The 18078-nt window shown below is 72.8% G+C and carries 14 protein-coding genes; 1 reads left to right on the forward strand and 13 read right to left on the reverse strand.

What is annotated here, in order from left to right; genetic code table 11:
* From NBZ85_RS12550 to trpC, 10 genes are all read right to left on the reverse strand, one after another.
* Window positions 1-419: sulfite exporter TauE/SafE family protein (locus NBZ85_RS12550; RefSeq protein WP_261561977.1), on the reverse strand; the 419-nt coding region annotated here is incomplete at its 3' end.
* A complete protein-coding gene (locus NBZ85_RS12555) occupies window positions 416-871 on the reverse strand; it encodes a tellurite resistance TerB family protein (protein WP_261555322.1) in 456 nt (151 codons plus the stop codon). The genes NBZ85_RS12555 and NBZ85_RS12550, both read right to left, overlap by 4 nt.
* A 96-nt stretch (window positions 872-967) precedes the next feature.
* Window positions 968-3232 carry a phosphoinositide-specific phospholipase C-related protein gene (locus tag NBZ85_RS12560; protein WP_261555323.1) on the reverse strand — a complete coding sequence of 755 codons (2265 nt, stop codon included), beginning with the start codon at window positions 3230-3232 and terminating at the stop codon, window positions 968-970.
* Window positions 3233-3338: 106 nt separating this feature from the next.
* Window positions 3339-3935: an adenylate kinase gene (locus tag NBZ85_RS12565; protein WP_261555324.1), complete on the reverse strand. Its 597-nt coding sequence runs from the start codon at window positions 3933-3935 to the stop codon at window positions 3339-3341.
* 103 nt (window positions 3936-4038) lie between these two features.
* Window positions 4039-5481 (reverse strand): glutamate synthase subunit beta, encoded by a 1443-nt coding sequence (locus tag NBZ85_RS12570; RefSeq protein WP_261555325.1) that lies wholly within the window; start codon window positions 5479-5481, stop codon window positions 4039-4041.
* Window positions 5482-5585: 104 nt separating this feature from the next.
* Window positions 5586-10169: a glutamate synthase large subunit gene (gene gltB, locus NBZ85_RS12575; RefSeq protein ID WP_261555326.1), complete on the reverse strand. Its 4584-nt coding sequence runs from the start codon at window positions 10167-10169 to the stop codon at window positions 5586-5588.
* A gap of 273 nt (window positions 10170-10442) precedes the next feature.
* The gene (gene lgt / locus NBZ85_RS12580) at window positions 10443-11567 is read right to left on the reverse strand and encodes a prolipoprotein diacylglyceryl transferase (protein ID WP_261561976.1); all 1125 of its coding nucleotides are present in this window, start codon (window positions 11565-11567) and stop codon (window positions 10443-10445) included.
* A gap of 102 nt (window positions 11568-11669) precedes the next feature.
* Complete coding sequence (gene trpA, locus NBZ85_RS12585) at window positions 11670-12497, reverse strand: tryptophan synthase subunit alpha (protein ID WP_261555328.1); 828 nt, start codon at window positions 12495-12497, stop codon at window positions 11670-11672.
* 48 nt (window positions 12498-12545) lie between these two features.
* Complete coding sequence (gene trpB, locus NBZ85_RS12590) at window positions 12546-13880, reverse strand: tryptophan synthase subunit beta (RefSeq protein WP_261555329.1); 1335 nt, start codon at window positions 13878-13880, stop codon at window positions 12546-12548.
* Between the two features lie 57 nt (window positions 13881-13937).
* Window positions 13938-14741: an indole-3-glycerol phosphate synthase TrpC gene (trpC, locus tag NBZ85_RS12595; protein ID WP_261555336.1), complete on the reverse strand. Its 804-nt coding sequence runs from the start codon at window positions 14739-14741 to the stop codon at window positions 13938-13940.
* Window positions 14742-14984: 243 nt separating this feature from the next.
* Between trpC and NBZ85_RS12600 the strand changes: the two genes are divergently transcribed.
* Window positions 14985-15386, forward strand: coding sequence for a hypothetical protein (locus NBZ85_RS12600; RefSeq protein ID WP_261555338.1), 402 nt, complete (start codon window positions 14985-14987; stop codon window positions 15384-15386).
* On the opposite strand, the gene NBZ85_RS12605 is transcribed toward NBZ85_RS12600, so the two are convergent.
* The 3 genes from NBZ85_RS12605 to hisI form a co-directional block, all read right to left on the reverse strand.
* Entirely contained in the window at window positions 15387-16082 is a 696-nt protein-coding gene (locus NBZ85_RS12605; RefSeq protein ID WP_261555341.1) for a Trp biosynthesis-associated membrane protein, read from the reverse strand.
* Entirely contained in the window at window positions 16079-17617 is a 1539-nt protein-coding gene (locus tag NBZ85_RS12610; RefSeq protein WP_261555342.1) for an anthranilate synthase component I, read from the reverse strand. Before NBZ85_RS12610 ends, NBZ85_RS12605 begins: the two co-directional genes overlap by 4 nt.
* Window positions 17614-18078 (reverse strand): phosphoribosyl-AMP cyclohydrolase (gene hisI, locus NBZ85_RS12615; RefSeq protein ID WP_498041242.1); only part of this gene is annotated, 465 nt, incomplete at its 5' end. The genes hisI and NBZ85_RS12610, both read right to left, overlap by 4 nt.

Below are 18078 nucleotides of genomic sequence, written 5' to 3' on the forward strand. Positions count from 1 at the left end.
GACCCGCCGTTCCCCGACCCGCCGTCCGCGGCCCGCCGACGCGCCACGAGGGCGGCCAGCCGGGTCTGCGCCGCCAGCAGCAGGCATGACACCAGGACGAGATACGGGACCAGGGCCCGGAAGCTGTCCGACGGGGTGGCCAGCAGCACGACCGCGCCGACGATCCCGCCGAGCATCGCGGGCGGTCCGAGCGCCCGCAGCCGGTCAAGCTGGTCGGCGAGCTCACGGCGGTAGCCCAACGCGCCGCCGGCATAGCCGGTGAGCAGGCCCACCGAGGAGGTGATGTTCGCGGTCAGCGCGGGCATCCCGGTGGTGAGCAGAGCCGGGAAGGCGATCAGGGTGCCCCCGCCGGCGATGGCGTTGACCGCTCCCGCCAGCAGGCCCGCCCCGGCTGTCAGCAGGGCATCAGCTGGAGTCAGAGATCGAACTCCTCGGGGCTGATGCCGACGGCGAAGCAGGCCTCGCGCACGACGGCCTGCTCGCTCTTGTCGAACGTGCCGTCGGCCCCGCCGATGACGATCCCGATCTGGATGACGGCGCGTGCCTCGGCCGGCTTCTTCTTCGTCTTGCCGATGTCCTGCAGGACGGACACCTTGCCGAACTCGAAGTCCGCCTGCAGCTTGCCGACGTAGTCGTTGAAGCGACGCTGGAGATCGTCGGCCGGGAAGTTGTTGAGCACGTCATTGGAGATGATCAACGACGCGACCCGCTGGCGCTCCGCCGGGTCGACCGTCCCGTCCGCCGCCGCCACCAGCGCGCAGATCGCCATGCTGGCGTCGCGAAAGGCACCGCTCTTCAGGTCGTTCTTCTTCGCGGCCAGCTGGCCCTGCATCGTCTGGGCGGACTGCCGCAGCTGGTTCCAGATGGGCACCTGAGCTCCCTTGCGCGGGTATGGGTGGAACGGACCGTCATCTCGCGAGTTGCAACGCACGATGGCCGGCTCATGCTCCCACGGGCCTGCGCCGCGTCAGCCTCCGGCGGCGGTGGCGGGCGAAGCGGAAAGGCGGTTGAGCCGGTCCACCGCGGGCTGCGCCGTGCCGATGGTGGAAAAGTCGACCGCGACGAACGTCGGCGCCCGCCCCTGCTCCGCGCGGCAGCGTTCAGCCCGCCCGACGATGGTGTCGGTGGCGTTGGAGGTCAGCGCGGCCCGCCGGCTGGGCGCGGCGTCGGTGAGCCAGTGGTTCATCAGCAGCAGCCCGGCTCCGGCCGCGCCCCGGTTGCGTACGCAGCCGCGCAGGTCCTCGGGCCGCTTCGCGTCGAAGGGCGTGTCGGCGGCATACCGGTAGAAGCTGCGCAGGAACGTGCCCGGCAGGTCCTGGCGCTCGGTGAAGACCACCAGCCGCCGGCCCGAATCAATCATGGTTCGCAGCGTCGGCCAGCGCCCGTGCGGGTCGTCCGGCGGAGTCGCCACCATCCCCGCGAGCCCGGCCGACGCCACCCCGCCCGCGATCTCGCTGGCGGGGACGTCGTCATCCTGGATGATCAGGCTCACCACCTCGGTGGGGTTGCGGGTCATCCAGTCCCGCACCCGGCCGAGTTCCGCGACGAAGTCAAGCGAGCCGAGCTGGCACAGGTTGTGGCACAGCCAGACTCCGGGCCGCGTCGAGACGGCGCCCTGGGCCAGCGGCGCCAGCGCCGCGCGGGTCGCCGGCGCCAAGGTGGCCAGGTACGCCTCGACCTGCGCCGGCGGCGTCCAGTGATGGACGTCGATCAGCAGCGTCCGGACCCCGAGGTCGAGCTGGTGGACGATCGTGGGGTCCTGGGACGGGCCGAGGAACCGGTCCTCGCTGTTCGCCATCGCGTTGTGGGTCGCGAGATAGGTCACCTGGTCGTATCGCCGGTCGCACAGCGACGGGCTGCTCTCGCACAGCTCGCGGGGTTCGGCGGCGGCGCCGGGGAAGGCGGTCCAGGTCACGGTCACCATCACCGGCACGGCCAGGACGAACGCGGTGGCGACCCGGCGGCGGCGACCAGTCCGACTCCACCGTGCCGACGCCGCGACCAGCAGCGACAGTCCGGCTGCGACGAGGCCGACGAGGAGCGTCCAGGCCACGACCCGCAGGTAGTCGCTCTCCACCGTCCCGTAGGCGTGCCGGGAGAAGTCGACGAGCACCCCGCTCGCCCCCGGGGGCAGCGGCGAGCGCGGCCCGGCGAGCGAGGCCAACGGATTGGGCAGGGCGAGGCGCAACACCGCGCCGAGCCCGGCCGCGCCGAGCCCGGCCGCGATCACCGCCCCGGCTGCCGCACGCACCCGCGACACCCCTCGCCGCCCGGCCAGGACGACGATGCCGGCCAGCGCCCCTGCCATGACCACACTGAGCAGAACGGTCGCCCAGGTCAGGGCGGCGGCGACGTCGTGCAGGCGGTCGATCGCGCTGATCGCCGGGGTGTCGCGCAGGTCCGACAGGCGGAGCCCGAGATCGAGGGTGGAGCCGTGCAGCGACGCCTGGAGGCGGGCGGTGGCCCGCTCGTCGCCCTGGAACACCTGCGGGCCGATGAGGGCCAGCGCCGCGGCGACGTCGCCGGAGCGCAGCATCGCCCGCAGCTCGGGTCCGACGCGGTCTCGGGTCGCCGGGTCCACCCGGTCGAGCACGAGGGGCAGGATCCGGTCGGTGTCCTGCGGGGTCAGCTCGATCGTGGGCAGCGACGCCGGGGGACGACCCGCCGCGATGTCGTCGAGCGCGGTCAGCACGCCCTGGGTGAAATCCTGCACGGAGGTGACCCGGTACCTGGTGCCGGCGCCGAGCTCACCGGCGATGTAGCGATTGGCCAGGCCGGAGATGTTGCCGAAGATCGGGCGCAGGTCGACGGCGAGCTCGACGTCGCCGGTGCGGGCCCGCAGGTAGTCGACGATCCGGGTGATCTGCTCGTCGGTCATCTCCTGCACCGTCGCCGGCGGCAGCACCGTCCGCAGGTTCGAGGTGACCAGTGAGCTGTCGATCGGCAGCCCGGCGAGCAGGGTGTCGACCGCGGGGTCGGGCAGAACCTCGGTGTAGATGCGGTCGTAGGCATGCGCCCGGGTCAGCGACTGGGAGTAGAAGGCCGGGTGCAGCACGGTCCGCGACGCGGTGAGGATGACCACCAGCGGCAGCCAGCAGACCACGACGAGGGCGACGAGACCGGCGTGCGCGGCGCGGCGGCGAGCCGTGTTCGGCGGCCCGGCGGCCGGAGCGACGCCCGCGGCCCCCGCCGACGACTTCCGTTCCTCTGCACCCTGGCTCACCGCCGTCAAGATATCGCGCCCGGCGCGGGGCACCGCGGGCGGCGGCGACCGGCGACTCCTCGGAGCTCCCCCGCCGGGGTGAACTCCGAACCCGTCAACAGGCCGGGCGCTGCCGTCAGCCGAGCAGGGGCAGCTCGGGGTGGGCGGTGTCCGCCAGCACTCGCTCGATGCGAGCCGCCACCTCGTCGGGGGTGCCCGCGCCGTCCACGGTGCGCAGCAGGCCGCTGTGGCCGTAGTAGCGGCGCAGCGGCGCGGTCTCCTCGGCGAAGACCTTCAGGCGGCGGCGTGCGGTGTCCTCCGCGTCGTCGACGCGGTCCTCGGTGCGTGCGCGGCGCCGGATGCGGTCGAGCACCTCGTCGATGTCGACGTCGAGGTCGACGACCGCGTCGAGGGGCCCGCAGCTCGCGGCGAGCATCCGGTCCAGCGCCTCCGCCTGCGGGTAGGTGCGGGGAAAGCCGTCGAGCAGGAAACCGACCTCGCAGTCGACGTCGCCGGCGAGCCGTTCGGCGACCATGTCCAGGACGATCTCGTCGGGAACGAGCTCGCCGGCGCGGACGTAGCGCTCGGCCCGCCGGCCCAGCTCCGTGCCCGCGGCGATCTGCCGGTCGAACAGCTGTCCGGTGGAGATCGCGGGGATGCCATGCCGGGCGCCGATCCGCGCACCCTGCGTTCCCTTGCCGGAGCCCGGGGGGCCGAGCAGCACGAGCCTCATATGACAGGACGGTACCGCCACCAGCGCCGACGCCCATCGCGGTTCTCGGTCAATCGGGACATATCCGGCAGGGAGCAAGGCACATCACAGCTAAATGTCACCGTCAGCGACGGGTTGGAGTGATCGGATCGGGCAGGTCGGTGCGGCCCATCAGGTAGCGGTCGACCGCGGCGGCCGCCGAGCGCCCCTCCGAGATCGCCCAGACGACCAACGACTGGCCGCGGCCCATGTCCCCGGCGACGAACACGCCGGGCACCGACGACGACCAGCCGGCGTCGCGGGCGACGTTGCCCCGGGCGTCGAGCTCGACGCCGAGATCGGCGAGCAGACCGGGCCGCTGCGGGCCGGTGAAGCCCATGGCCAGCAGCACCAGCTCGCAGGGCAGCTCGATGTCGGTGCCCTCGACCTTGACGAACTTCCCGTCGGCGAAACGGACCTCGTGCATGCGCAGCGCCCGCACGTTGCCCTCGTCGTCGCCGAGGAACCGCTCGGTGTTGACGGCGAACACCCGTTCGCCGCCCTCCTCGTGCGCGCTGGAGACCCGGTAGACGATCGGGTACGACGGCCACGGGTTGGCCGGCGCCCGCAGCTCCGGCGGCCGCGGCATGATCTCGAGCTGGTGCACCGACGCCGCGCCCTGCCGGTGCGAGGTGCCCAGGCAGTCCGCGCCGGTGTCGCCGCCGCCGATGATGACGACCCGCTTGCCCCGCGCCGAGATCGGCGAGGTCGCCAGGTCACCCTGGGCGACCTGGTTCGCCGGGACGAGGAACTCCATGGCCAGATGGATGCCGCCGAACTCCCGGCCGGGGACCGGCAGGTCACGGCCGACTGTCGAGCCGCCCGCGAGGACGACCGCGTCGTAGGAGGACCGCAGCTCGTCAGCGGTGATGTCGACCCCGACATTGCAGGAGGTGACGAACGAGGTACCTTCGGCCTCCATCTGGGCAAGTCGCTGGTCGATGACCTTCTTTTCCATCTTGAACTCGGGAATGCCGTAGCGCAGCAGCCCGCCGATCCGGTCCGCACGCTCGTACACGGCGACGTCGTGCCCGGCTCGGGTGAGCTGCTGGGCGGCGGCGAGCCCGGCCGGCCCGGACCCGACGACCGCGACCCGCCGGCCGGTGCGCACGCTCGGCGGCACCGGGACGACGGTTCCGTCCGCCCAGGCGCGGTCGATGATGCTGACCTCGACCTGCTTGATGGTCACCGGGTCGTCCCCGATGCCCAGCACGCAGGCCGCCTCGCAGGGCGCGGGGCACAGCCGGCCGGTGAACTCCGGGAAGTTGTTCGTCGCGTGCAGCCGCTCGATCGCGTCGGTCCAGTCCCCGCGCCGGGACAGGTCGTTCCACTCGGGGATGAGGTTGCCCAGCGGACAGCCGTTGTGGCAGAACGGGATGCCGCAGTCCATGCACCGGCCGGCCTGCTCACGCAGGTGCTCCTCGGGGAAGGGCTGGTAGACCTCCTGCCAGTCCTGGAGGCGGAGGTCGACCGGCCGGCGCTTCGGCAGCTCCCGGCGGTGCTTGAGGAAGCCTGTCGGGTCAGCCATGACACTCCTGTCGGATCCGTCCGGGCCGCCCGGCCCGCTGTGCGATCAGCTTCTGGGCGATCAGCCGCCGGGCGACCGGCCGGCCGCCGCGCGTGACGCGCCGGTCAGGCACGGCTCGCCTCCATGATCACGTCTTCGGCGACGAGGCCCTGCTCTTCGGCCTGGCGGATCGCGGTGAGCACCCGCTTGTAGTCACGCGGCATGACCTTGCGGAACGCGCCGCGCACGTTCTCCCAGTCGGCATGCAGGCGCGCGGCCACCGTCGAACCGGTTTCCCGGCGGTGCCGGACGAGCAGGTCGCGCACGACCGCCTCGTCGGCGGGGTCCAGGCCCTCGACGTCGACCATCTCGGTGTTGATCCGGGCCTCGACCGGGTCGTGGAGGTAGGCCACGCCGCCGCTCATGCCCGCGGCGAAGTTACGCCCGATCGCGCCGAGGACCAGCACCGTGCCGCCGGTCATGTACTCGCAGCCGTGGTCGCCGACGCCCTCGACGACCGCGGTCGCCCCGGAGTTGCGCACGCAGAACCGCTCGCCGACGATCCCGCGGAAGAACGCCTCGCCCGCCGTCGCCCCGTAGAGCAGGACGTTGCCGGCGACGATGTTGTCCTCGGCGCGCAGCGGCGACTCCTTCGGCGGGAACACGAAGATCTTGCCGCCGGACAGACCCTTGCCGGTGTAGTCGTTCACGTCGCCTTCGAGGGTCAGCGTCATGCCCCGGGGGGCGAAGGCGCCGAAGCTCTGCCCGGCGGACCCGGTGAAGCGCAGCTGGATCGTGTCGTCGGGCAGCCCGGCCGCGCCGTACCGCTTCGTCACCTCGTAGCCGAGCATGGTGCCGACGGTGCGGTTGACGTTACGGATCGGCATCTCCAGCCACACCGGCCGGCCCTCGTCGAGCGCGCCCTCGCAGAGCTGGATCAGCGAGTTGTCCAGCGCCTTGTCCAGCCCGTGGTCCTGGCTGGAGGTGCAGTTCAGCGAGCCGCCGAACGGCCGCTCGGGGCTGTGCAGCAGCGGGGTGATGTCGAGCCCGGAGGCCTTCCAGTGCTCGACCGCCGCGCGGGCGTCGAGCAGGTCGACCCGGCCGACGGCCTCCTTCAGCGTGCGGAAGCCCAGCGCCGCGAGATAGGCGCGGACCTCCTCGGCGATGAAGAGGAAGAACGCCTCGACGAACTCCGGCTTGCCGGTGAACCGTTCCCGCAGCGCCGGGTTCTGGGTGGCCACGCCGACGGGGCAGGTGTCGAGGTGGCAGACGCGCATCATCACGCAGCCGGCGACGACCAGCGGCGCGGTGGCGAAACCGAACTCCTCGGCGCCGAGCAGCGCGCCGACGATGACGTCACGGCCGGTCTTGAGCTGGCCGTCGACCTGCACGACGATCCGGTCGCGCAGCCCGTTGAGCAGCAGCGTCTGCTGGGTCTCGGCCAGGCCCAGCTCCCACGGGGCGCCGGCGTGCTTGAGCGAGGTCAGCGGGGACGCGCCGGTGCCGCCGTCGTGCCCGGAGATCAGCACCACGTCGGCGTGCGCCTTGGAGACGCCGGCGGCGACCGTGCCGACGCCGACCTCGGCGACCAGCTTGACGTGCACCCGCGCCTTCGGGTTGGCGTTCTTCAGGTCGTGGATGAGCTGGGCGAGGTCCTCGATCGAGTAGATGTCGTGGTGCGGCGGCGGGGAGATGAGCCCGACGCCCGGCGTCGAGTGCCGGGTCCTGGCGATCCACGGATAGACCTTGTGCGCCGGTAGCTGGCCGCCCTCGCCGGGCTTCGCCCCCTGCGCCATCTTGATCTGGATGTCGTCGGCGTTGGCCAGGTACTCGCTGGTCACGCCGAACCGGCCGCTGGCGACCTGCTTGACCGCCGAGCGGCGCAGATCGCCGTTGGCGTCGGGGACGAAGCGCTCGGCGTCCTCGCCGCCCTCGCCGGTGTTCGACTTGCCGCCGAGCCGGTTCATGGCGATGGCCAGCGTCTCGTGGGCCTCGGCGCTGATCGATCCGTAGGACATGGCGCCGGTCGCGAACCGCTTGACGATCTCCGAGACCGGTTCGACCTCGTCGATCGGCACCGGCGGGCGTACCCCGGTGCGCAGCTCGAACAGCCCGCGCAGGGTCGAGTTCTCCCGGGACAGGCCGTCGACCTTGCCGGTGTACTCCTGGAAGACCTCGTACCGGCGGGTGCGGGTGGCGTGCTGGAGCAGGAAGACGGTCTCCGGGTTGAACAGGTGGATCTCGCCCTCGCGCCGCCACTGGTACTCGCCGCCGATTTCCAGCCCGCGGTGCGCCAGCTCGGAGGGGACCCGCGGGTGCGCGCGGCGGTGCCGCGCGGCGACCTCGTCGGCGATCACGCCGAGGCCGACGCCGTCGAGGCGCGACGGGGTGCCGACGAAGTAGGTGTCGACCAGCTCCTGGGACAGCCCGATCGCCTCGAAGACCTGCGCGCCGGTGTAGCTGGCCACGGTGGAGATGCCCATCTTGGACATCACCTTCAGCACGCCCTTGCCCAGCGCCTTGATCAGGTTCTTCTCGGCCTGCTCCCGGGACACGCCGACGATCTCGCCTTCGGCGATGAGCGCGTCGATCGACTCGAACGCCAGGTACGGGTTGACCGCCGCGGCGCCGTAGCCGGTGAGCAGGGCGATGTGGTGGACCTCGCGGGCGTCGCCGCACTCGACGATGAGGCCGACCTTCGTCCGGGTCCGCTCCCGGATCAGATGATGGTGCACGGCCGCGGTGAGCAGCAGCGACGGGATCGGTGCCTTGCGCCCGTCGGAGTCGCGGTCGGAGAGCACGACGACGCGCGCCCCGTCGGCGATGGCCTCGCTGACTCCGGCGCAGATCTCGTCCAGGCGGGCCGCGAGCGCCGCCCCGCCGCCGTCGACGTCGTAGAGGCCGCGCACCGTCACCGAGGCGAAGCCGGGCATGTCGCCGTCGTCGTTGATACCGATGATCTTCGAGAGCTGGCCGCTGGAGATCACCGGGTAGGGCAGGTGCACCATCCGGCACGACGCCGGCGACGGCGCGAGCAGGTTGCCCTCCGGGCCCAGGGTGCGCCCGAGGCTGGTGACCAGCTCCTCCCGGATCGCGTCCAGCGGCGGGTTGGTGACCTGCGCGAACAACTGGGTGAAGTAGTCGAACAGCAGCCGGGGGCGGCTGGAAAGCACGGCGACGGGCGTGTCGGTACCCATCGAGCCGATCGGCTCGGCGCCGGCCCGCGCCATCGGCGCGACCAGAACGCGCAGTTCCTCCTCGGTGTAGCCGAACACCTGCTGGCGGCGCAGCACGGAGGAGTGGCCGTAGATGATCTGCTCGCGGTCGGGCAGGTCATCCAGCGAGATCAGCCCGGCGTGCAGCCACTCGGCGTAGGGGGCGGCGGTCGACAGCTCCGACTTGATCTCATCGTCGCTGACGATGCGCTGCTGTGCGGTGTCGACGAGGAACATCCGGCCCGGCTGCAACCGCCCCTTCCGGACGACCTTGTGCGGCGGGATGTCGAGCACGCCGACCTCGGAGGCCATCACGACCAGCCCGTCGTCGGTCACCCAGTACCGCGACGGGCGCAGGCCGTTGCGGTCCAGCACCGCGCCGATGACCGTGCCGTCGGTGAACGCGATCGACGCCGGGCCGTCCCAGGGCTCCATCAGGGCGGAGTGGAACTCGTAGAAGGCCCGCAGCGCCGGGTCCATCTCGGCGTGGTTCTCCCACGCCTCGGGGATCATCATCAGCACCGAGTGCGGCAGGCTGCGCCCGCCCAGGTGCAGCAGCTCCAGCACCTCGTCGAAGCTCGCCGAGTCGCTCGCGCCGTCCGCGCAGATGGGGAACAACCGAGCCAGGTCGCCGGGAATGAGGTCGCTGGCCAGCAGCGCCTCGCGGGCCCGCATCCAGTTCCGGTTGCCGCGAACGGTGTTGATCTCACCGTTGTGCGCGACAAACCGGTAGGGGTGCGCCAGCGGCCAGCTCGGGAACGTGTTCGTCGAGAAGCGGCTGTGCACGAGCGCGATGGCGCTGGCGAACCGCGGGTCATCGAGGTCCGGGAAGTACGCCGAGAGCTGATGGGTGGTCAGCATCCCCTTGTAGACCAGCGTCCGCGACGACAGTGACGCCAGGTAGACGCCGGTCTCCCGGCGGATCCGCTTGCGCACGCAGAACGCCCGACGCTCCAGCTCACCCGCGTCGAAGCCGTCGTCGGCACCGCCCTCGGCCGCCCCCCGCGCGATCGCCGCGCCCTGCGCTCCCGAGGCGGGCAGGCTGCCTGCAGGCGCGAGGAAGAGCTGACGCATCCGCGGCTCCACCTCCCGGGCGGCGTGCCCGACGATGTGGCTGACCGTCGGCACCTCACGCCAGCCGAGGACCCGCAGCCCCTCCTGGCGGACGATGCGGCTGATCGTGCGCACCGCATCGTCGCGCTCCCCCGCGACCTGCGGCAGGAAGGCGATGCCGACCGCATACCGCCCGGGCTCGGGCAGGGCGAAGTCGACCACGTCGCGCAGGAACAGATCGGGGACCTGGACCAGGATGCCGGCTCCGTCGCCGGTGTCCGGATCGCTGCCCGACGCGCCTCGGTGATCGAGGTTGCGCAGCACAGTCAGGCCCTGGTCGACCAGTTCGTGGCTGCGACGGCCGTGCACGTCGACGACGAAGCCGACACCACAGGCATCGTGTTCGAAGGTGGGGTCGTAAAGACCTTGCGCACTCGGCATCCGGCGAAGTCCTGTCCATCTTCAGGGGCTGAAGGAGGTGCGGACGACGCTGTCCGAGGTGGAACGGGGGCACGACGGCGCTGGCCCAGCGTCGGCTGCCCTCCCGTCGAGTGTGCCACGCGCCGCGTCGAGACGCCGTGATCATATATGTCCAGGAGATCACGGCCGTATAACGTCACATTTCCAAGCACCACCGCGGTCGGCCCGAGTAAGGCGGCCGGACTGCGCCGCGGGCCAATGGGCGCCGCCCGGGAAAACAGCGCGAAACCCTGCTCAGGGAGCGGGCGGCCCCTCGGCCTGAGCCCGCCCGGACGGCACCGCTCCCGCACCGGTTTCGGCCCCGGTGACCGGCTGCTCGCCAGCCGCGGCACGGGTGTCTTCGGCACGGGTGTCTTCGGCACGGGTGGCTTCGGCACGGGTGGCTTCGGCACGGGTGGCTTCGGCACGGGTGGCTTCGGCACGGGTGGCTTCGGCACGGGTGGCTTTGTCGATGTCGTCGGCGGTGGTCCGGGCTGCGGCATCGGGCTCGACGCCGACGTCCGCGGGCCGGCGCCGGGACCGCTCCTGGACGAGGCCCAGCGCCCGCTGCTCCTCCGGGGACACGTCCGGATCCACCGGCCGGCGCACGACCAGCAGCGCCACCACGGCGCCGATGCAGACGATCGCGGAGGTCCAGATGTTCACGCGCAGGCCGAGGATCTCGTCCGCGGTGTCGATGCGCAGCATCTCGATCCACAGGCGGCCGAACGTGTAAAGCGCGACGTACAGGGCGAACAGCCGGCCCCGGCCGAGCCGGTGGCGCCGGTCGACGAACAGCAGGATGCCGGCCACGACGAGGTTCCACAGGAACTCGTAGAGGAATGTCGGCTGGTACGTCGCCACCCCCGGGTCGGCCCGGTGCGCCGGGTCGATGCGCACCGCCCAGGGAAGCGTGGTGGGCTTGCCGTACAACTCCTGGTTGAACCAGTTACCCCAGCGCCCGATGGCCTGCGCGAGGATGATCCCGGGCGCGGCGGCGTCGGCGAACAGGGAAAGGCTGATCCCGAGGCGGCGGGCGGCGAACCAGGCGCCGAGCGCGCCGCCGGCGATGGCCCCCCAGATCCCCAGCCCACCGTTCCAGATCTTCACCACGTCGGCGACGTGCCCGTTGTCGCCGAAGTAGGCGTCCGGGGTGCTGAGGACGTGGTAGATCCGGGCGCCGACGATCCCGAAGGGGACGGCCCAGTAGGCGATCTCCCCGGCGATCGCCGGATCCATGCCTCGGGCACGCAACCTGCGCCCGGTGACGACGACGGCGACCACGATGCCGATGATGATCATCAGGGCGTAGGCGCGCAGAGGCACCGGCCCGAGATGCACCACACCACGGGAGGGGCTGGGGATGGCGGCGAGTACCACGTTCGTCAGGCTATCCCGCGGGCTGCGGCGGCCCGGTGGGGGGCGGTGGCGCCACTCCGGCGGAGGTACCCGCCGACACGGGTGCCGGCGGGACCGGAATGCTCAGGCCGAGGCCGGGACGGGGGTGCGGACCCCGGCGGCGAGCTCGGCGGCGAGCCTGCCGATACCGTCGAGGGCGGCGGCGTCGCCCGCGCCGGAGCGCTGCGCGTCGACCAGGACCTTGACCAACGCCGAGCCGACGATGACCCCGTCGGCGAAGCCGGCGACCTCGGCGGCCTGCGCGCCGGTGCTGACCCCGAGGCCGACCGCCACCGGCAGCTCGGTGGCGGTCCGCACCCGGGCGACCAGATCGGCGGCCTGCGTGCCGACCGCGGCCCGGGTGCCGGTCACGCCCATCAGGGAGGCGGCGTAGACGAAACCACGGGAGATCCCGGCGACCAGCCGGATCCGGGCGTCCGAGGAGCTGGGCGCGACGAGGAACACCGGGTCGAGGCCGTGCTCCGCGCTCGCCGCGAGCCACGGGGCCGCCTCCTCGGGCGGCAGGTCCGGGGTGATCGCCCCCGCCCCGCCGGCCGCGGCGAGGTCGGCGGCGAACCGCGCCGGGCCGTAGCGGTCGATCGGGTTCCAGTAGGTCATGACCAGGACCGGTGCGCCGGTGGCGGCCACCGCCTCGACGGTGCGCAGCACGTCCGTGGTCGTCACCCCGCCGCGCAGCGCCGCGTCGGCGGCGTCCTGGATCACCGGGCCGTCCAGCGTCGGGTCGGAGTAGGGCAGGCCGACCTCGACGACGTCGACGCCCGCCGCGACCATGGCCCGCATCGCCGCAATCCCGCCGCCCACCGTCGGGTAGCCGGCCGGCAGGTAGCCGACCAGCAGGGATCGGCCCTCCTCGCGGGCGGCCGTGAAACGCTCGTCCAACCGACTCTGCACCGTGCTGCGTCCGTTCCGTCGAGCCCGAGGGCTGGCTGTGCGCCGGCGTCAGCCGCGCGGGTCCGCGCCGGCGGCGGCGCCGGCGGCGGCGCCGCCCGCGTCGTCGAGCAGGCCGAACCAGCGGGCCGCCGTGTCGACGTCCTTGTCGCCGCGACCGGAGCAGTTGACCAGGACGGTCGCGTCCGGGCCGAGCTCGCGGGCGACGTCGAAGGCCCCGGCGAAGGCGTGGGCGCTCTCGATCGCGACAAGGATGCCCTCGGTGCGGGCGACGAGCGCGAGCGCGGCCATCGCCGCGGCGTCGTCGACGACGCGATAGCTCGCCCGGCCGGTCTCGTGTAGCAGCGCGTGCTCGGGGCCGATGCCGGGGTAGTCCAGCCCGGCGGAGATCGAATGGGACACCTGCGTCTGACCGAACTCGTCCTGCAGCAGGAAGGTCCGCATGCCGTGCAGCACGCCCGCGGACCCACCGGCGATCGCCGCGGCGTGCCGGCCGGTGGCGACGCCGTCCCCGCCGGCCTCGCAGCCGATCAGGGCGACGGCGGTGTCGGGGATGAACGGGTGGAAGATGCCCATCGCATTGGAACCGCCGCCGACGCAGGCGACGACCGCGTCGGGCAGCCGGCCGGTGCGCTCGAGCACCTGGGCCCGGGCCTCCACGCCGATGATGCGCTGGAAGTCGCGAACCATCATCGGGAAGGGGTGCGGGCCCATCACCGAGCCGATGCAGTAGTGGGTGTGCTCGACGGTGGCGACCCAGTCGCGCATCGCCTCGTTGATGGCGTCCTTGAGGGTGCGGCTGCCGGAGGCGACCGGGACGACCTCGGCGCCGAGCAGACGCATCCGGGCGACGTTGAGCGCCTGCCGACGGGTGTCCTCCTCGCCCATGTAGACGACGCAGTCCAGGCCGAGCAGAGCGCTGGCGGTGGCGGTGGCCACACCATGCTGGCCGGCGCCGGTCTCGGCGATGACCCGGGTCTTGCCCATCCGCCTGGCCAGCAGGCACTGGCCGAGCACATTGTTGATCTTATGTGAGCCGGTGTGGGCCAGGTCCTCGCGCTTGAGCAGGATGCGGGCGCCGCCGACCTGCTCGGTGAGCCGGTGGGCGTCGGTGAGCGGCGTGGGCCGGCCGGCATAGGTGGCGAGCAGGCGGTCGAGCTCGGCGACGAAGCCCTCGTCCGCCCTGGCCTGGTCGTAGGCCTCGGTCAGCTCGTCGAGGGCCGCCATGAGTGCCTCGGGCACGAACCGCCCGCCGAACCGCCCGAAGTGCCCCGCGGGGTCGGGGAACGCCTGCCAGTTCTCCGCCTGCTCCCGGACGGCGCCGACGGACGGCGTCGCGGTCGCGGTCTCGGCGGGAGCTGGCTGGGCAGCGGTTCGGGTAGCCACAGTGCGACTGTATCGGTCCGCACCGACAGGCCGGGCGAACCCGGCCGGCCCCTGCCTCTAGCGGCCGACCCTGGCAGCCGGATGCGCCCCCGCGGCCACGAGGTCGGCGATGGTCTGGCGGGGATCGCCGGTCACCGCCGCCTCGCCGACCAGCACCGCGTCGGCCCCGGCGGCGGCGTAGGCCAGCAGGTCGTGCGGGCCGCGCACGCCGGACTCGGCCACCGTGAGCACTCCGGCGGGCACCATCGGTGCGAGCCGGCCGAACGTGGCCCGGTCGACCTCCAACGTGCGCAGGTCGCGAGCGTTGACGCCGATCAGCCGGGCGTCGGCGTCCACCGCGCGGCCGAGCTCCGCCTCGTCATGCACCTCGACGAGCGCGGTCATGCCCAGCGACTCGATCCGTTCGCGCAGGCCGACCAGCCGCGGCTGGTCCAGCGCGGCAACGATGAGCAGCACGATGTCCGCCCCGTGCGCGCGCGCCTCGAAGACCTGGTAGGGCGAGACGATGAAGTCCTTGCGCAGCAGCGGGACGTCCACCGCGCGGCGCACGGCGTCGAGGTCGGCGAGCGACCCGCCGAAGCGGCGCCCTTCGGTGAGCACGCTGATGGCGGCAGCGCCGCCGGCCTCGTAGTCGAGGGCGAGGGCCGCGGGATCGGCGATGGCCGCCAGCTTCCCCTTCGACGGGGAACTGCGTTTGACCTCGGCGATCACCGAAACCGGGGAGTTACGGAACACGGCGAGCGCGTCCCTGGGGTCGGGGACGCGCTCCACGCGCTGCTTGAGGTCGGCGAGGGGGGTCTGCTGCTCGCGGGTGGCCAGGTCGGCCCTGACCCCGTCGAGGATCTCGGCGAGGACGCTCATCGACCCGCGCTCGCGGCTGTCGCGGTCATGCCGCCGATGGTAGGCCAGGCCCGGCGGCCCGGCCCGGGGCCCCCACAACTTGCTACGACCCACAACTCTAAGTAATCAACAGTCGAGCAACACCGGCCCACCTCACACTCGGCGATCACACCCCGCCGCGCCACGCCGTCGGCGCGGCAGGGTGGCGGCACATGCCTTCGATCCTCTATAGTCGAACATGCGTTCGACATCGAGGGAGTTCCCATGGACACTCGCCGCACCTCCTTTCCACTGATCTTCGGTATTTCCCCGGTCTCCGGTATGCCGCCGGTCTCCAGTTCGGCCCCGCCGCCACGGGCGTTCCCCGCTGGGCCAGCATCGGCCCCCGCCTGGGTGGAGGACCATGACTCGGCCGGCGAGGCGGCCACACCCGCCTGGGAGGAGCAGCTCGACGCGCTCGCCCGCTGCCTGTCGCGGATGGACGCACTCATGGCCATGCTGGAGGCCGACCTCGAACGCCACACGCGGATGCTCGCGGCGCTGACCGACCCGCTCCCGCAGCTCGAGCCCATCGCCCTCGCGCCCTTGCCCCCGTATCCCGACCTGCCCATGGGTGCCGACCTGCCCACGGGTGCCGGCGGATCCGGCCCCGGCGGGCAGCGATGATCAGGTCGGGTCGCGGCCCCGCTCGATCGCGTCCCAGGCGTCGACCGGTCTGGCTTCGCGGGCCTGGTAGCGGCCGGACATCCCCGGCCAGGAGCGGCCTCGTAGGACAGCGAGGCCGCCGGCGGCGGTGAGCAGCACGCCGCCCAGCATTGCCAGCCACGGCGCGACGGTGCGGTGCACGCCGCTGATCTCGGCCCGCCCGCCGGGGGCGAACTGGCGGACCTGGTCGGTGTCGCGCAGGGCGGCCAGCGGATCGGAGCCGACGTGCACCGCCACGTAGGCGATGCCGATCCCGGCGGCGACTGCCAGCAGGCCGACGATCGGGCGGCCGATCCGCCGGGTTGCGATGATCGCGACTGCGGCGGCAAGGCCGACCAGGGCGAGCGCGGTCGCCGCCGAGGCGATGTCGCCGCCGGTCCAGTGCACGGCGAGCGGCGCGGCCACGGCGGTGGCGTCCAGCCCGCCACGGGGGGTGCCCACCCGGGCGGAGATCCAGGTCGCCCCGCTGCACACCAGGACAAGGCCCGCGCCGAGCAGGCAGCCGACCACCGCGAGCACCCGTTCCCTGCGGCCGCGGCGAGCCGCCCGCATGGCGCGGAGATCGTCGGCGGCGGCCGCCGGGGCGTCCGCGGGCAGGCCGTCGCTCTCGGCCGAGGGGGAGCCCTCGGCCGGGCGGGCAGGCGGGCCGGCGCTCATGCCGGGGGCCGCAGCGACTCGGCGACCTCGATCGCGCGCAGGACCGCCGCCGCCTTCGTGCGGCTCTCCAGGTCCTCGGCGTCGGGATCGGAATCGGCGACGATGCCGGCGCCGGCCTGGACGTAGGCCACGCCGCCGCGCAGCACCGTGGTGCGGATCGCGATGGCGGTGTCCAGGTCGCCGCCGAAGTCCAGATAGCCGACCACGCCCCCGTAGAGGCCCCGGCGCGTGGGCTCCAACTCGTCGATGACCTCCATCGCGCGCACCTTCGGCGCCCCGGAGAGCGTGCCCGCCGGGAATGTCGCGGTGAGCACGTCGACGGCGCTGCGCTCAGGCGCCACCTCACCGATCACCGTGGAGACGATATGCATGATGTGCGAGAACCGTTCGACGGCGGCGAACTCGACGACCCGCACCGAACCGGGCACGCAGACCCGGCCCAGATCGTTGCGGACCAGGTCGACGAGCATCACATGCTCCGAGCGCTCCTTCGGGTCGGCGAGCAACTGCGCCGCGAGCTGCGCGTCGCGTTCCGGCGTCGCGCCCCGAGGCCGGCTGCCCGCGATGGGATGCAGCAACGCCCGCCGCCCGGTGACCTTGACGTGCGCCTCCGGCGAGGAGCCGACGACGTCGTGGTCACCGAACCGCAGCAGGTACATGTACGGACTCGGGTTGGTCGTGCGCAGCACCCGGTAGATGTCGAGGGGATCGGCGGCGGTCGCTCGCTCGAAACGCTGGGAGACCACGATCTGGAAGCACTCCCCAGCGCGGATCTCCTCGATGGCCCGCTCGACCGAGGCCTGGAAGGCGCCGGGCGGGGTGGCGGAGACGAAGTCCCCGACCCCGCTGGCCGCACCGCTGGTCGTCGCCACCGTCGGCTCGCTCCACTTGGCCAGGTCGCTGGTCATCGCGTCCAGCCTCGCCACCGCGTCGTCGTAGAGGGCGTCGAGGTCGGGGCGGGTGGCGTCGGCCGGATCCGGGCCCGACTCGGCCGATGCCTCGGTGAAGACGTTGGCGACCAGCAGGCAGGAGCCGTCCGCATGGTCGAGGACGGCGAGGTCCGTGGTGAGCAGCATCCGCAGCTCGGGCAGGCCGAGATCGTCGACGGCATGCGAGGGCAGCCGCTCGATGCGGCGCACGAGGTCGTAGCCGAGGTAGCCGACGAGGCCGCCCATCAGCGGCGGGGAGCCGGGATCGTTGTCGGCATGCAGGGAGCGTTCCACCGCGCGCAGGATGTCCAGCGGGTCGCCCTCGGTCGGCACCCCGCGCGGTGGCGTGCCGACCCAGACCGCCTGGCCGTCGCGTTCGGTCAGCGTCGCCGCCGCCCGCACCCCGACGAACGAGTACCGGGACCACACCCCGCCGTGCTCGGCGGACTCGAGCAGGAAGGTGCCCGGGCCGCCGGCGAGCTTGCGGTAGATCCCGACCGGGGTCTCCCCGTCGGCGAGCAGCCGGCGGGTGACGGCGACGACCGGCCGGGTGGCGGCGGCGGCGTGGAACGCGGCCCGGTCGGGGACGATCCGCCCGGTGGTCATCGGGCCGGCCCGGCGTCGGCCGCGACGCCGGGGTTACCCGCGCGCGCGGGCAGCGGATCGGCGTCGAAGCAGGTCCGGGTGCCGGTGTGGCAGGCCGGGCCGATCTGGTGCACCCGGACGAGGACGGCGTCGCCGTCGCAGTCGAGGGCGACCGAGCGGACCCACTGCTGGTGGCCGGAGGTGTCGCCCTTGACCCAGTACTCCCCGCGGCTGCGGCTCCAGTACGTGGCCCGCCCGGTGGTCAGCGTGCGGTGCAGCGCCTCGTCGTCCATCCAGCCGAGCATCAGCACCTCGCCGGTGTCGTGCTGTTGGGCGATGGCCGGGAACAGACCGGCGTCGTTGCGACGCAGGCGGCTGGCGATGGCGGGATCCAGAGCGGATGGACGTACGGTCACGGCTCCATTCTGCTCGTTCACGTCGGCGGGGCGGGGCGGGTGTCCGCCGTCGAGACCGGCGTCGCC

Source organism: Frankia tisae, assembly GCF_025403405.1.
GTDB classification, from domain to species: Bacteria; Actinomycetota; Actinomycetes; order Frankiales; family Frankiaceae; genus Frankia; species Frankia tisai.